Origin of the sequence: Paenibacillus sp. Marseille-Q4541 (assembly GCF_018310695.1) — a bacterium.
Classification (GTDB): Bacteria; Bacillota; Bacilli; order Paenibacillales; family Paenibacillaceae; genus Paenibacillus.
The window spans coordinates 34,030-46,907 of the sequence record NZ_JAGXCY010000029.1 but is presented as its reverse complement, the minus strand read 5'-3'; the positions used below and the strand labels follow the sequence as shown (position 1 = coordinate 46,907).

The 12,878-nt window shown below is 43.6% G+C and carries 22 protein-coding genes; all 22 read right to left on the bottom strand.

Going from position 1 to position 12,878, the window contains the following annotated elements:
- Positions 1-23: 23 nt before the first annotated feature.
- The gene (gene rpmD / locus KFT32_RS21500) at positions 24-206 is read right to left on the bottom strand and encodes a 50S ribosomal protein L30 (protein ID WP_211749531.1); all 183 of its coding nucleotides are present in this window, start codon (positions 204-206) and stop codon (positions 24-26) included.
- Between the two features lie 12 nt (positions 207-218).
- On the bottom strand, positions 219-716 hold the full coding sequence (gene rpsE / locus KFT32_RS21495) for a 30S ribosomal protein S5 (RefSeq protein ID WP_211749530.1): 498 nt from the start codon (positions 714-716) through the stop codon (positions 219-221).
- Between the two features lie 26 nt (positions 717-742).
- Entirely contained in the window at positions 743-1,111 is a 369-nt protein-coding gene (gene rplR, locus KFT32_RS21490; protein ID WP_211749529.1) for a 50S ribosomal protein L18, read from the bottom strand.
- A 120-nt stretch (positions 1,112-1,231) separates the two neighbouring features.
- Positions 1,232-1,774 (bottom strand): 50S ribosomal protein L6, encoded by a 543-nt coding sequence (rplF, locus tag KFT32_RS21485; protein ID WP_211749528.1) that lies wholly within the window; start codon positions 1,772-1,774, stop codon positions 1,232-1,234.
- Positions 1,775-1,804: 30 nt separating this feature from the next.
- On the bottom strand, positions 1,805-2,203 hold the full coding sequence (gene rpsH / locus KFT32_RS21480) for a 30S ribosomal protein S8 (RefSeq protein ID WP_076315708.1): 399 nt from the start codon (positions 2,201-2,203) through the stop codon (positions 1,805-1,807).
- Positions 2,204-2,234: 31 nt separating this feature from the next.
- Positions 2,235-2,420: a type Z 30S ribosomal protein S14 gene (locus tag KFT32_RS21475; RefSeq protein ID WP_010348808.1), complete on the bottom strand. Its 186-nt coding sequence runs from the start codon at positions 2,418-2,420 to the stop codon at positions 2,235-2,237.
- A gap of 72 nt (positions 2,421-2,492) precedes the next feature.
- Positions 2,493-3,032 carry a 50S ribosomal protein L5 gene (rplE, locus tag KFT32_RS21470; RefSeq protein ID WP_211749527.1) on the bottom strand — a complete coding sequence of 180 codons (540 nt, stop codon included), beginning with the start codon at positions 3,030-3,032 and terminating at the stop codon, positions 2,493-2,495.
- A 32-nt stretch (positions 3,033-3,064) separates the two neighbouring features.
- Entirely contained in the window at positions 3,065-3,418 is a 354-nt protein-coding gene (gene rplX / locus KFT32_RS21465) for a 50S ribosomal protein L24 (RefSeq protein WP_076315706.1), read from the bottom strand.
- 75 nt (positions 3,419-3,493) lie between these two features.
- On the bottom strand, positions 3,494-3,865 hold the full coding sequence (rplN, locus tag KFT32_RS21460) for a 50S ribosomal protein L14 (protein ID WP_211749526.1): 372 nt from the start codon (positions 3,863-3,865) through the stop codon (positions 3,494-3,496).
- Between the two features lie 34 nt (positions 3,866-3,899).
- Positions 3,900-4,166, bottom strand: a complete 267-nt coding sequence (gene rpsQ / locus KFT32_RS21455; RefSeq protein WP_211749525.1) for a 30S ribosomal protein S17 — start codon at positions 4,164-4,166, stop codon at positions 3,900-3,902.
- Between the two features lie 52 nt (positions 4,167-4,218).
- Complete coding sequence (gene rpmC / locus KFT32_RS21450) at positions 4,219-4,416, bottom strand: 50S ribosomal protein L29 (protein ID WP_047914082.1); 198 nt, start codon at positions 4,414-4,416, stop codon at positions 4,219-4,221.
- Complete coding sequence (gene rplP, locus KFT32_RS21445; RefSeq protein ID WP_160036613.1) at positions 4,406-4,840, bottom strand: 50S ribosomal protein L16; 435 nt, start codon at positions 4,838-4,840, stop codon at positions 4,406-4,408. Before rplP ends, rpmC begins: the two co-directional genes overlap by 11 nt.
- A gap of 2 nt (positions 4,841-4,842) precedes the next feature.
- Entirely contained in the window at positions 4,843-5,505 is a 663-nt protein-coding gene (gene rpsC / locus KFT32_RS21440) for a 30S ribosomal protein S3 (protein WP_211749524.1), read from the bottom strand.
- Between the two features lie 13 nt (positions 5,506-5,518).
- On the bottom strand, positions 5,519-5,851 hold the full coding sequence (rplV, locus tag KFT32_RS21435) for a 50S ribosomal protein L22 (protein ID WP_211749523.1): 333 nt from the start codon (positions 5,849-5,851) through the stop codon (positions 5,519-5,521).
- A gap of 36 nt (positions 5,852-5,887) precedes the next feature.
- The gene (gene rpsS / locus KFT32_RS21430; RefSeq protein ID WP_211749522.1) at positions 5,888-6,166 is read right to left on the bottom strand and encodes a 30S ribosomal protein S19; all 279 of its coding nucleotides are present in this window, start codon (positions 6,164-6,166) and stop codon (positions 5,888-5,890) included.
- 75 nt (positions 6,167-6,241) lie between these two features.
- The gene (gene rplB / locus KFT32_RS21425) at positions 6,242-7,072 is read right to left on the bottom strand and encodes a 50S ribosomal protein L2 (protein ID WP_211749521.1); all 831 of its coding nucleotides are present in this window, start codon (positions 7,070-7,072) and stop codon (positions 6,242-6,244) included.
- Positions 7,073-7,101: 29 nt separating this feature from the next.
- A complete protein-coding gene (gene rplW / locus KFT32_RS21420) occupies positions 7,102-7,392 on the bottom strand; it encodes a 50S ribosomal protein L23 (protein ID WP_211749520.1) in 291 nt (96 codons plus the stop codon).
- Positions 7,392-8,015 carry a 50S ribosomal protein L4 gene (rplD, locus tag KFT32_RS21415; RefSeq protein ID WP_211749519.1) on the bottom strand — a complete coding sequence of 208 codons (624 nt, stop codon included), beginning with the start codon at positions 8,013-8,015 and terminating at the stop codon, positions 7,392-7,394. Before rplD ends, rplW begins: the two co-directional genes overlap by 1 nt.
- Before the next feature lie 26 nt (positions 8,016-8,041).
- Positions 8,042-8,665, bottom strand: coding sequence for a 50S ribosomal protein L3 (gene rplC / locus KFT32_RS21410; protein WP_211749518.1), 624 nt, complete (start codon positions 8,663-8,665; stop codon positions 8,042-8,044).
- 39 nt (positions 8,666-8,704) lie between these two features.
- Positions 8,705-9,013: a 30S ribosomal protein S10 gene (gene rpsJ / locus KFT32_RS21405; RefSeq protein WP_005544556.1), complete on the bottom strand. Its 309-nt coding sequence runs from the start codon at positions 9,011-9,013 to the stop codon at positions 8,705-8,707.
- 467 nt (positions 9,014-9,480) lie between these two features.
- Positions 9,481-10,671, bottom strand: a complete 1,191-nt coding sequence (gene tuf / locus KFT32_RS21400; protein WP_211749517.1) for an elongation factor Tu — start codon at positions 10,669-10,671, stop codon at positions 9,481-9,483.
- A gap of 108 nt (positions 10,672-10,779) precedes the next feature.
- Positions 10,780-12,858, bottom strand: a complete 2,079-nt coding sequence (gene fusA / locus KFT32_RS21395; RefSeq protein WP_211749516.1) for an elongation factor G — start codon at positions 12,856-12,858, stop codon at positions 10,780-10,782.
- Between the last annotated feature and the right edge of the window lie 20 nt (positions 12,859-12,878).

Below are 12,878 nucleotides of genomic sequence, written 5' to 3'. Positions count from 1 at the left end.
TTTGTGGGAAAAGTCCCTACGAATTAACCTTGTTCTTTAACAGAAACCAGGTGACTTACTTTATTCACCATACCGCGAATTGCAGCATTGTCGTTATGAACCACAGTTTGGTTGAGTTTACGAAGACCGAGAGTGTTAACAGTCGCTCTTTGTGTCTCAGGACGTCCGATCAAACTGCGAACGAGGGTAATTTCCAATTTAGCCATGAGATTCCCTCCTTAGCCCCGAAGCTCTTCGACAGTTTTTCCACGCAATTTCGCTACATCTTCAGCGCGTTTCAAGCGGGACAAACCTTCCAAGGTCGCATTGACCATGTTCATGGAATTCGAAGAACCCAGTGATTTTGTCAAAATGTCACCCACACCAGCAAGTTCCAGAACGGCACGAACTGGACCACCAGCGATAACCCCAGTACCTTCAGAAGCTGGTTTCAAAAGAACACGGCCAGCGCCGAACTTACCAGTGATCAAGTGAGGAATAGATGTTCCTACGATTGGTACGTGAATCAGATTTTTCTTAGCATCTTCAATACCTTTGCGAATCGCATCAGGTACTTCGCCAGCTTTACCAATACCAGCTCCAACCCAGCCATTGCCATCGCCGACAACAACTAGTGCGCTGAAACTGAAACGGCGTCCGCCTTTTACTACTTTAGCTACGCGATTAATATTTACAACTCTTTCAGTGAGTTCTAAAGTGTTAGGATCTACACGCAAGTCGTTAACCTCCTTTTAAAAATATCTTAGAATTCAAGCCCTGCTTCACGAGCAGCATCAGCCAATGCTTGAACACGTCCATGATAAAGGTAGCCACCACGATCGAAAACGATGTTAGTGTATCCTTTTTCTTTTGCACGTTTAGCAACGAGTTCTCCGACTTTACGAGCCGCTTCTACGTTACCACCGTTACTGATTTCGCCACTGATTGCTTTATCTACAGTTGATGCGGATACCAGGGTTACACCTGCTACATCATCGATCAATTGAGCGTAGATATGCTTGGATGAACGGAATACGTTCAAACGTGGACGTTCAGCTGTTCCAGAAATTTTACCACGAACACGGATATGTCTTTTCAGACGCACTTTGTTCTTATCTTGTTTTGTAATCATCTTCGTTTCACTCCCTTCAGTTTGCCTTTAAAAGCTTCATACTAAGACGCACAGGGTATATTAGAAACACGAGCATATCGCCACCATATGATAGGGACGAAGCAAAGTCGGTAAGAAAACTTATTTCTTCTTACCGGCTTTACCTTCCTTACGGATGATGCGCTCGCCTTCATATTTAATCCCTTTACCTTTGTAAGGCTCAGGTTCGCGAACAGCACGAATTTCAGCTGCATAAGCACCTACGCGCTCTTTGTTGATACCGCGAACGATGATTTTAGTGTTCGAAGGAACTTCGAACTCAATGCCCGGCTCCGGAGTGATTTCTACCGGATGGGAGTAACCTACGTTCAGAACGATTTTATCTCCAGATTTGCTTGCACGATATCCGACCCCAACCAGCTCTAGAGATTTTGCAAAACCTTCAGTTACGCCACTCACCATGTTACTAACAACGGAACGAGTAGTACCGTGTAAAGAACGATGAATTTTGTTGTCAGAAGGACGTGTAACAAGAATTTCATTATTTTCAACAGTAACCTTCATATCTTTATGAAGCTCACGTGTAAGAGTACCTTTAGGACCTTTAACCGTAATAACGGCGTCATTCAAAGTGACTTCTACGCCACTTGGTACAGTAATTGGTTTACGACCAATACGGGACATGTGTTGCACCTCCTTGTTTTGTGACTTATATTACCAAACGTAGCAGACAACTTCGCCGCCAGATTTTGCTTGACGAGCTTCTTTATCTGTCATTACGCCTTTGGAAGTAGAAATGATCGCGATTCCGAGACCGCCAAGTACGCGAGGTACTTCATTACTTTTCGTGTAAACACGAAGGCCTGGTTTACTGATTCTTTTCAGACCAGTAATAACACGCTCGTTGTTTTGTCCGTATTTCAAGAAGATACGGATGATTCCTTGTTTGTTATCATCCACATATTCAGCATCACGGATGAAACCTTCACGCTTCAGGATTTCAGCGATTTGTTTTTTCATCGTCGAAGCAGGCATTTCTACCGTTTCGTGACGAACTGTGTTCGCATTACGAATGCGAGTAAGCATATCTGCAATTGGATCAGACATAGTCATTGTGTGTAACCTCCTTCCCGTTCAGGACTTTTTACCAGCTTGCTTTTTTCACGCCAGGGATCTGGCCTTTATAAGCTAATTCACGGAAACAAATTCTGCAAATTTTAAACTTCTGTAATACAGAATGTGGACGACCACAACGTTCGCAACGAGTATAAGCACGAACTTTAAACTTCGGAGCACGTTGTTGTTTAACTTTCATTGAAGTTTTTGCCACTTAGCCTGACACCTCCTAAATAATTTCGGAGAATTCGGGGTCTATCAGGGACACCCGGATACTATTAGTTTCTTACTTTGCGAAAGGCATTCCGAGTTGAGTAAGCAATTCGCGAGACTCTTCGTCGGTTTTAGCCGTAGTTACGATTACGATATCCATACCGCGGACTTTGTCCACTTTATCATACTCAATCTCAGGGAAGATGAGTTGCTCTTTAAGACCAAGTGTGTAGTTACCACGACCATCAAACGCTTTGTTTGATACGCCTTGGAAGTCACGTACACGAGGAAGAGTAATGTTGAACAATTTATCAAGGAAGTGGTACATACGCTCGCCGCGCAATGTCACTTTAACCCCGATTGGCATATTCTCACGCAGTTTAAAACCAGCGATCGATTTTTTAGCTTTAGTGATAACTGGTTTTTGACCAGAAATCAGCTGCATATCGTTCACAGCGGAATCAAGTACTTTGGAGTTTTGGACAGCGTCACCCACACCCATATTGATTACCACTTTTTCGATTTTAGGAACTTGCATTACAGAGCTATATTCAAACTTCTGCACCAAAGCAGGAGTTATTTCATTTACAAAACGTTCTTTCATTCTTGCCATGAATTATGGACCTCCTTTCTCATTCGGTTACATTAGTCGATCGATTCTCCGGAACGTTTAGCAACGCGTACTTTTTTGCCGTTGTCTAAAACTTTATAACCGATACGGGTTACGTTTCCGCTTTTCGGATCAATATGCATCACGTTCGATACATGGATTGGAGCTTCTTTCTCGATGATGCCGCCTTGCGGATTAAGCTGGTTAGGCTTTTGGTGTTTCTTCACGAGGTTAACACCTTCTACAAGCACACGGTTCTCACGAGGGTAAGCTGCGATGACACGGCCTTTTTTGCCTTTGTCTTTACCGCTGATCACCATAACAGTGTCGTCTTTTTTGACGTGCAACTTGTTGTTATGAGATTCCAAGACCTTTTTCACTTTTGCCATTTCGTACACCTCCTATGACTTGCGTGAACAAGCTATAAATCAAACCCTTATTTCATAAGGATTAATTAGTATTGATTAGATAACTTCTGGAGCCAAGGAAACGATTTTCATGTAGTCTTTTTCGCGAAGTTCACGAGCAACTGGTCCGAAAATACGAGTTCCACGAGGGCTTCTGTCGTCTTTAACTACCACTGCTGCATTCTCATCAAATGCGATGTAAGATCCGTCTTTACGACGTACAGAACGTTTTGTGCGAACCACAACTGCTCTTACTACATCACCTTTTTTGACAACGCCGCCTGGTGTTGCTTGTTTGACAGAACAAACGATAAGGTCTCCGATTTGAGCTGTACGACTACGTCCCGTACCACCCAGTACGCGGATACACATCAGTTCCTTCGCACCAGAGTTGTCAGCTACAGCCAAACGTGTAAATGGTTGAATCATCTTGTTTTCCTCCTTTCAGTCAAGCTGAAAATCATTAAATGATAATCGCTTTTTCCACGACTTCAACAAGTCTCCAGTTCTTGTCTTTCGACAAAGGACGAGTTTCCATGATTTTAACAGTATCACCGATTTTCGCAGTGTTGTTTTCATCATGTGCTTTGAACTTTTTCGTGTATTTGATGCGTTTATGGTACAAATCATGTTTTTTGTAAGTTTCTACAGCTACCACGATTGTTTTATCCATTTTATCGCTAACCACTTTACCGAGCAACACTTTACGTGAGTTACGTTCTTCGCTCATTGTTGGCCCTCCTTCCTCAATTACAGACGGATTGTCCATCCGGTACTATATATTAGCTAATCCCAAGTTCTCTTTCACGGATAATCGTTTTAGCACGTGCAATTTCTTTACGTACGTCACGAATACGAGTCGGGTTATCAAGCTGACCGGTAGCGAGTTGAAAGCGGAGGTTAAAGAGTTCTTCTTTAAATCCGGCAATCTTTTGCTCAATTTCAGCAGTGGTTAGGTTGCGGAATTCACTAGCCTTCATTTACTTCACCACCCAATTCTTCACGTTTCACAAACTTCGTTTTGATTGGCAGCTTGTGAGCAGCCAGACGCATTGCTTCGCGAGCAACATCTTCTGGTACGCCAGAAAGTTCAAACATGATTTTTCCTGGTTTAACTACAGCAACCCATTTCTCAACGTTACCCTTACCACTACCCATACGAACCTCGAGAGGCTTTTGAGTGATTGGTTTATCAGGGAAGATTTTAATCCAAACTTTACCACCACGTTTGATATAACGAGTCATCGCGATACGAGCAGCCTCGATCTGACGGTTCGTAATCCACGCTGGCTCAGTAGCTTGTAAGCCGTACTCACCAAAGTTCAGTGTAGTTCCGCCTTTAGCTTGGCCTTTCATGTGTCCGCGTTGTTGCTTGCGGTGTTTAACACGTTTTGGTACCAACATGATTAGTTGCCTCCTTCCTTAGCAGCTTTCTTAGCCGGAGGAAGAACCTCTCCACGATAGATCCATACTTTAACGCCCAAACGGCCGTAAGTTGTATGAGCTTCAGCTGTACCGTAATCAATGTCGGCACGAAGCGTATGCAGTGGAACAGTTCCTTCGCTGTAGCCTTCAGAACGTGCGATCTCAGCACCGCCAAGACGTCCGCCTACTTGTGTTTTGATTCCTTTTGCGCCAGAACGCATAGTTCTTTGAATTGCTTGTTTCAGAGCACGACGGAAAGAAACACGGCGTTCCAATTGTTGTGCAATGCTTTCAGCAACGAGAATTGCGTCAAGATCTGGTTGTTTAATTTCAGAGATGTTGATATGAACTTTTTTACCGCCAGCAATCTTCGTGATTTGACCACGGAGAATTTCAACTTCTGAACCACCTTTACCGATAACCATTCCTGGTTTAGCAGTATGGATCGTTACGTTGACACGGTTAGCCGCTCTCTCGATTTCAATACGAGATACTGCGGAGTCTTTCAATTTGTTTTTCAGGTATTCACGAATTTTAACGTCTTCAAGCAAGAGATCACCGAAATCTTTGCCTGCGTACCATTTGGATTCCCAGTCACGGATAACTCCGATACGAAGTCCAACGGGATTTACCTTTTGTCCCACACGTTTTCCCTCCTTATTTTTCGGATACCACCAAAGTAATGTGGCTGGTGCGTTTATTGATACGACTTGCACGTCCCATTGCACGAGGGCGGAAACGTTTCATAGTCGGTCCTTGGTTTACATAGGCTTGCGAGATAACCAAATTGTTAACATCCAAAGAGTAATTGTGCTCTGCGTTTGCGATAGCAGAGTTGAGCAATTTCTCAACTACTGGAGAAGCGGATTTTGGAGTGTGACGCAGAATTGCGATCGCCTCGCCCACTTGCTTACCGCGAATTAAGTCAACAACAAGTTGAACTTTACGAGGAGCAATCCGAACAAACTTGGCATGTGCTTTTGCTTCCATTGTTTAACCTCCTCTCAAACATTAGCGCTTGATCATTTATCTTCTTGTTTTCTTATCGTCTGCTGCATGACCTTTGTAAGTACGCGTAGGAGCGAACTCACCCAGTTTGTGTCCAACCATATCTTCCGTTACATATACAGGAACGTGTTTACGGCCGTCATACACACCAAACGTATGTCCGATGAACTGTGGGAAAATTGTAGAACGACGGGACCAAGTTTTGATCACCAGTTTCTTGCCAGACTCGTTCATGTCTTCTACTTTTTTCATCAAGTATCCATCAATAAATGGTCCTTTTTTAAGACTGCGACTCATGTGTAAATCCTCCCTTCATCCAATGTTCTCGTTCATTCACGATCGCGCGCGCGAAGTTATGCACAATGATGTGTATTACTTCGTGCGGCGGCGAACGATGTATTTGTCAGAAGCTTTGTTTTTCTTACGCGTTTTGTAACCAAGAGTTGGTTTACCCCATGGAGACATTGGCGATTTACGTCCGATTGGAGCGCGTCCTTCACCACCACCGTGTGGGTGATCGTTAGGGTTCATTACTACCCCACGAACTTCAGGACGTTTTCCGAGCCAGCGGTTACGACCTGCTTTACCGATCTTAATCAATTCGTGATCTCCGTTACCTACGGATCCGATTGTAGCACGGCAAACTTTAAGAATGCGGCGAACCTCACCAGAAGACAAACGAACAGTCACGTATTTTTCTTCTTTACCAAGAAGTTGTGCTTCTGTACCAGCTGCGCGAACCAATTGGCCACCTTTACCTGGTTGAAGCTCGATGTTGTGGATAACAGTACCTACTGGAATATTTTCAAGAGGTAATGTGTTACCTGTTTTGATATCAGCAGTTGCACCTGATTCAACTTTATCCCCGACTTTAAGTCCTTTAGGAGCGATGATGTAACGTTTCTCACCATCTGCATAGTGAATCAGAGCGATATTGGAAGTCCGGTTAGGATCGTACTCGATTGTAGCAACGGTGCCCGGTATTCCATCTTTAGTACGTTTAAAGTCAATGATACGATATTTACGTTTGTGTCCGCCGCCATGGTGACGAACCGTAATTTTACCTTGGTTGTTACGTCCAGCTGTTTTACTCAGCGGAGCAAGCAACGATTTCTCAGGCTGGTTAGTCGTAATCTCTTCGAAAGTAGATACGGACATGTTACGTCTAGCCGGAGATGTCGGTTTGTACTTTTTGATTGGCACTGAATTTCCCTCCTTACTTTAGCAGTTTCTTATACAGATTCAAAGAACTCAAGTGCTTTGCTGTCTGGAGCGAGAGTTACGAAAGCTTTTTTCCACTCTGGAGTGTAGCCAGAATAACGACCGTAACGTTTCAACTTACCAGGAACACGAAGTGTATTCACGTCTTTTACTTTAACGTTGAAAATTTCTTCAATAGCAGCCTTGATTTCCGTTTTGTTTGAACGAATATCAACTTCGAAAACATATTTCAAATCAGCCATCATATCAGCTGTACGCTCAGTAATTACTGGACGTTTAATGATATCACGAGGATTTTTCATTACGCAAGAACCTCCTCTACCATCTGTACTGCATCTTTCGTAATGATCAGTTTGTCGTACGAAAGTACGTCAAGAACATTAATGCCGTCCGCCGCTACGAATTTCACACCTGGAATATTTCTCGCGGAAAGAGCAACATTATCATCATAGCCTGTTGCAACGATCAAAGCTTTGCGATCTACTTTAAGGTTATTCAAAATAGCTGCAAATTCTTTTGTTTTCGGAGCATTCAGCGTAAGAGCATCCAGAACGATAATTTCGTTATCGATCACTTTAGAAGACAATGCGGATTTGATCGCCAGACGACGAACTTTTTTAGGTAGTTTGAAAGCATAACTGCGCGGAGTTGGTCCAAATACAGTACCACCGCCTACCCATTGTGGTGCACGGATCGAACCTTGACGAGCACGGCCAGTACCTTTTTGTTTCCAAGGTTTACGTCCGCCGCCACGTACTTCAGAACGTCCTTTTACTTTGTGTGTACCTTGACGCAGGGAAGCGCGTTGCATAACAACAGCATCATGAAGTACGTGAGTGTTCGGCTCAATTCCGAAAACCGCGTCATTCAATTCAACTTCTCCTACTTGGCTACCACTGACATTATAAAGTGCTACTTTTGGCATTTTGTGTTCCTCCTTTCCTTAGGTGATTATTTCTTCACCGATTCTTTAATTTTAACGAAGCTGTTTTTCGGTCCAGGAATAGAACCTTTAACCAGCAATACATTACGTTCAGCGTCTACTTTAATTACTTCAAGACGTTGGATTGTAATTGTTTCATGTCCCATGTGTCCTGGAAGGTGTTTACCTTTAGGTACACGGTTCGCTTGAATGGAACCCATGGAACCTGGTCCTCTGTGGTAACGGGAACCGTGAGACATTGGGCCAGTTCTTTGTCCCCAACGTTTAATAACACCGGCAAAACCTTTACCTTTAGAAATACCAGTTACGTCAACATACTCGCCTTCAGCGAAGATGTCTGCTTTAAGTTCTTGGCCAACCTCGAATCCCGCAAGATCAACACCGCGGAGTTCACGAACGTAGCGCTTAGGAGCTGTATTAGCTTTTTTCGCATGTCCTGTTTCAGGTTTGTTAGCATTTTTTTCTTTCTTGTCGGCATAACCTAGTTGAACAGCCTCATAGCCATCGTTCTCCAGGTCTTTCTTTTGCAATACAACAGACGGACCTGCTTCGATAACCGTTACAGGAATTACGTTACCTTCTGGTGTAAATACTTGCGTCATGCCTAGTTTTTTACCTAAGATACCTTTCATGTTGACACCTCTTTTCCTTCATTAATACAAGTTATGGTATTACAATTTAATTTCGATATCTACACCGGACGGTAGATCCAAGCGCATCAAGGCATCCACAGTTTGTGGAGTTGGGTTCACAATATCGATCAAACGCTTATGTGTGCGCATTTCGAATTGTTCACGGGAATCCTTGTACTTGTGTACCGCACGGAGAATAGTAATGATTTGTTTTTCAGTAGGAAGCGGAATCGGACCGGATACACCTGCACCCGAACGTTTTGCCGTTTCTACAATCTTCTCAGCGGATTGATCAAGAATTCTGTGGTCGTAAGCTTTCAAACGAATACGAATTTTTTGCTTTGCCATTTTAGTCCCTCCTTCTATCGCCCAATTTTATATCGGACATACTCCGTGAAAATTTTCTGACCCACTCTCCCATGGCAAAGGGGCCGGGTGTGTCAGTAACCTCTCACATCATCGCAACGTCACAGAACAACATTTATTATTATATCGAAAACACAGGCATATTGCAAGCTTTTATACTAAAGATTCTTAAATATATAAGTACCTTTATCTTCTATCTATTACATGGCTCCATATAATAGTAAGAATGAATGCTCATCTTCTATAATGAAGTGCTATATTTTCTTAATTAAGATGTTGTTCCCGAATCACAACTTTTCCTATTATATATGAAAATATAAAAAAAGCAAAAGGAAATAAAAGGAAAAAGGCCTCACCATTTCTGGGGAGACCTTTTTTTACCGTTACAGTACAATGTTACTCGTTCCAATACATTGTTGCTCTATTGTTAATTTGACTATAAAGTCAAATTATTTTTGAATGCTTGCTACCGCACCAGCACCAACAGTACGTCCACCTTCGCGGATCGCGAAGCGAGTACCCTCTTCAATAGCGATTGGAGAGATCAGTTGTACTGTAACTTCGATGTTGTCGCCTGGCATAACCATTTCAGTACCTTCTGGAAGGTTGATGATACCAGTTACGTCAGTTGTACGGAAGTAGAACTGTGGACGGTAACCAGTGAAGAAAGGTTTGTGACGTCCACCCTCTTCTTTAGTCAAAACGTATACTTGAGCAGTGAACTCAGTATGTGGTTTAACGGAACCTGGTTTGGAAAGAACTTGTCCACGCTCGATTTGTGCACGGTCTACACCACGAAGCAATGCTCCGATGTTGTCACCAGCTTGAGCGGAATCCAAAAGTTTACGGAACATTTCAACGCCCGTTACTACGGATTTTTTAGTTTCTTCGTGAATACCAACGATTTCGATCTCTTCGCCGACTTTAACAGTACCACGCTCTACACGACCTGTAGCAACTGTACCACGACCAGTGATGGAGAATACGTCCTCAACAGGCATCAAGAAAGGTTTGTCAGTGTCGCGCTCTGGAGTTGGGATGTAAGTATCGATCTCTTTGAACATCTCAACGATTTTTTGAGCCCACTCACCATCTGGGTTTTGAAGTGCTTCACGAGCAGATCCACGAGTGATTGGAGTGTCATCACCTGGGAAGTCGTATTCGCTAAGAAGGTCGCGAACTTCCATTTCAACGAGTTCAAGAAGCTCTTCGTCTTCAACCATGTCGCATTTGTTCAAGAATACAACGATGTAAGGTACGCCTACTTGGCGGGACAGAAGGATGTGCTCACGAGTTTGCGGCATAGGGCCGTCAGCTGCGGATACAACCAGGATAGCTCCGTCCATTTGTGCAGCACCAGTGATCATGTTTTTAACATAGTCAGCGTGACCTGGGCAGTCAACGTGTGCATAGTGACGAGCATCAGTTTCGTATTCAACGTGTGCAGTAGAGATTGTGATACCGCGTTCGCGCTCTTCTGGAGCTTTATCGATTTGATCGAAAGCGATCGCTGCGCCACCGTAAGTTTTGGACAATACAGTAGTGATTGCAGCAGTCAAAGTTGTTTTACCATGGTCAACGTGACCGATAGTACCAATGTTAACGTGTGGTTTATTACGTTCGTATTTAGCCTTTGCCATTTGAACGTGGCCTCCTTAAAATGGTTAATTTTATATGTTGGCACTGTGTGGATAAGCACCATAAGATTATTTAAACCTCAGGGTGCTACACACATCAGTTAGTAAAAATTATTCTCCCTTAGCTTTGGAAACAATTTCTTCGGAAATTGTTCTTGGAACTTCTTCATAGTGAGATAGTTCCATTGAGAACACACCGCGACCTTGTGTACCAGAACGGAGGGTAGTAGAGTAACCGAACATTTCAGAGAGAGGCACCTTAGCACGAATGATTTGCGTACCACCACGGGAATCCATACCTTCGATTCTACCACGGCGGGAATTCAGCATACCCATAACGTCGCCCATGTATTCTTCTGGAACGGTAACTTCTACTTTCATGATTGGCTCAAGCAGGACAGCTTTACACTTGTCTTTAGCTGCTTTCAGTGCCATCGATCCGGCAATTTTAAATGCCATCTCGTTGGAATCGACATCATGGTAAGAACCGTCTACGATTGTAGCTTTAACGTCTACAAGCGGGAATCCTGCAAGGACACCGTTTTTCATGGACTCTTCAATACCTTGTTGTGCAGGTCCAATGTATTCGCGTGGAACAGATCCACCGACTACTTTACTTTCAAATTGGTTACCGCTACCCGCTTCGAGCGGTTCGAATTCAACCCATACGTGTCCATATTGACCGCGGCCACCGGACTGACGTACGAATTTACCTTCAACGCGCGCTGCTTGACGGAATGTTTCACGGTAAGCAACTTGTGGTTGACCAATGTTAGTATCCACTTTGAACTCACGACGCATACGGTCGATGATGATATCAAGGTGAAGTTCACCCATACCAGCCAAGATTGTTTGACCTGTTTCTTCATCAGTATGAGCACGAAGAGTTGGATCCTCTTCAGTCAATTTACCGAGAGCTACAGACATTTTATCTTGGTCAGCTTTGGTTTTTGGTTCAACCGCGATTTGAATAACCGGATCAGGGAAGTTCATTGACTCCAAGATGATCGGGTTTTTCTCATCACATAGTGTATCACCTGTACCGGTATCTTTCAAACCTACGGCAGACGCGATATCACCAGAGAAAACTTCAGTGATTTCTTGACGGCTGTTCGCATGCATTTGCAGAATACGTCCGATACGTTCACGTTTACCTTTTGTTGCATTCAATACGTATGAACCGGATTGAAGTACACCAGAGTAAACGCGGAAGAATGTAAGTTTACCAACATAAGGGTCAGTCATAATCTTAAACGCAAGCGCCGAGAACGACTCTTCGTCAGAAGATTTACGTACCGCTTCTGTTCCATCTTCCAGGTGTCCTGTAATAGCAGGAACATCAATCGGAGATGGAAGGTAATCAAGAACAGCATCCAACATAAGTTGAACACCTTTGTTACGGTAAGAAGATCCACAGATAACTGGGAAGATTTTAACTTCTACTACACCTTTACGAAGAGCTGCTTTAATCTCGTCAACGGAGATTTCTTCACCTTCGAGGTATTTCATAGTCAAATCTTCATCAAGTTCTGCTACTTTCTCGATCAGTTCCATACGAAGTTCTTCAACTTGGTCAGCAAATTCTGCTGGCACGCCAGTTTCTTCGACTTCTCTACCGAGATCGTCTTTAAACATATATGCTTTTTGCTCGATAATGTCGATGATACCAACAAAATCGTTCTCAGCTCCGATAGGAAGCTGAATTGCAACAGCATTAGCTTGAAGACGCTCGCGCATATCTTTAACTACATTCAAGTAGTCTGCGCCAATGATATCCATTTTGTTTACATATGCGATACGAGGTACGCCGTAACGATCAGCCTGTCTCCATACAGTTTCAGACTGAGGCTCAACGCCTTCTTTCGCACTGAAAACACCTACAGCTCCGTCCAATACACGAAGGGAACGTTCAACTTCTACTGTGAAGTCAACGTGTCCCGGGGTATCGATGATATTAACGCGGTGACCCTTCCATTGAGCAGTCGTCGCAGCGGAAGTAATCGTGATCCCGCGCTCCTGTTCTTGCTCCATCCAGTCCATTGTTGCAGCACCCTCGTGAACTTCCCCGATTTTGTGCGTACGGCCTGTGTAGAACAAGATCCGCTCAGTGGTAGTAGTCTTACCAGCGTCAATGTGCGCCATGATCCCGATATTACGTGTATTTTTCAAGGAGAACTCTCTAGTAGCCATGACTTGGGTCTCCCTTCAAA

What these genes read in the sequence shown, in the direction of transcription:
- rplF (WP_211749528.1), bottom strand. Translation starts at nt 1,774, where the DNA reads ATGTCCCGTATTGGTCGTAAACCAATTACTGTACCAAGTGGCGTAGAA.
- rpsS (WP_211749522.1), bottom strand. Translation starts at nt 6,166, where the DNA reads ATGAGTCGCAGTCTTAAAAAAGGACCATTTATTGATGGATACTTGATG.
- rpsH (WP_076315708.1), bottom strand. Translation starts at nt 2,203, where the DNA reads ATGACTATGTCTGATCCAATTGCAGATATGCTTACTCGCATTCGTAAT.
- rplN (WP_211749526.1), bottom strand. Translation starts at nt 3,865, where the DNA reads ATGATTCAACCATTTACACGTTTGGCTGTAGCTGACAACTCTGGTGCG.
- tuf (WP_211749517.1), bottom strand. Translation starts at nt 10,671, where the DNA reads ATGGCAAAGGCTAAATACGAACGTAATAAACCACACGTTAACATTGGT.
- rplC (WP_211749518.1), bottom strand. Translation starts at nt 8,665, where the DNA reads ATGAAAGGTATCTTAGGTAAAAAACTAGGCATGACGCAAGTATTTACA.
- rplW (WP_211749520.1), bottom strand. Translation starts at nt 7,392, where the DNA reads ATGAAAAATCCTCGTGATATCATTAAACGTCCAGTAATTACTGAGCGT.
- rpsQ (WP_211749525.1), bottom strand. Translation starts at nt 4,166, where the DNA reads ATGAGCGAAGAACGTAACTCACGTAAAGTGTTGCTCGGTAAAGTGGTT.
- rpmD (WP_211749531.1), bottom strand. Translation starts at nt 206, where the DNA reads ATGGCTAAATTGGAAATTACCCTCGTTCGCAGTTTGATCGGACGTCCT.
- rpmC (WP_047914082.1), bottom strand. Translation starts at nt 4,416, where the DNA reads ATGAAGGCTAGTGAATTCCGCAACCTAACCACTGCTGAAATTGAGCAA.
- rplP (WP_160036613.1), bottom strand. Translation starts at nt 4,840, where the DNA reads ATGTTGGTACCAAAACGTGTTAAACACCGCAAGCAACAACGCGGACAC.
- fusA (WP_211749516.1), bottom strand. Translation starts at nt 12,858, where the DNA reads ATGGCTACTAGAGAGTTCTCCTTGAAAAATACACGTAATATCGGGATC.
- rpsJ (WP_005544556.1), bottom strand. Translation starts at nt 9,013, where the DNA reads ATGGCAAAGCAAAAAATTCGTATTCGTTTGAAAGCTTACGACCACAGA.
- rplR (WP_211749529.1), bottom strand. Translation starts at nt 1,111, where the DNA reads ATGATTACAAAACAAGATAAGAACAAAGTGCGTCTGAAAAGACATATC.
- rplV (WP_211749523.1), bottom strand. Translation starts at nt 5,851, where the DNA reads ATGGAAGCAAAAGCACATGCCAAGTTTGTTCGGATTGCTCCTCGTAAA.
- rplD (WP_211749519.1), bottom strand. Translation starts at nt 8,015, where the DNA reads ATGCCAAAAGTAGCACTTTATAATGTCAGTGGTAGCCAAGTAGGAGAA.
- rplE (WP_211749527.1), bottom strand. Translation starts at nt 3,032, where the DNA reads ATGGCAAGAATGAAAGAACGTTTTGTAAATGAAATAACTCCTGCTTTG.
- rplX (WP_076315706.1), bottom strand. Translation starts at nt 3,418, where the DNA reads ATGGCAAAAGTGAAAAAGGTCTTGGAATCTCATAACAACAAGTTGCAC.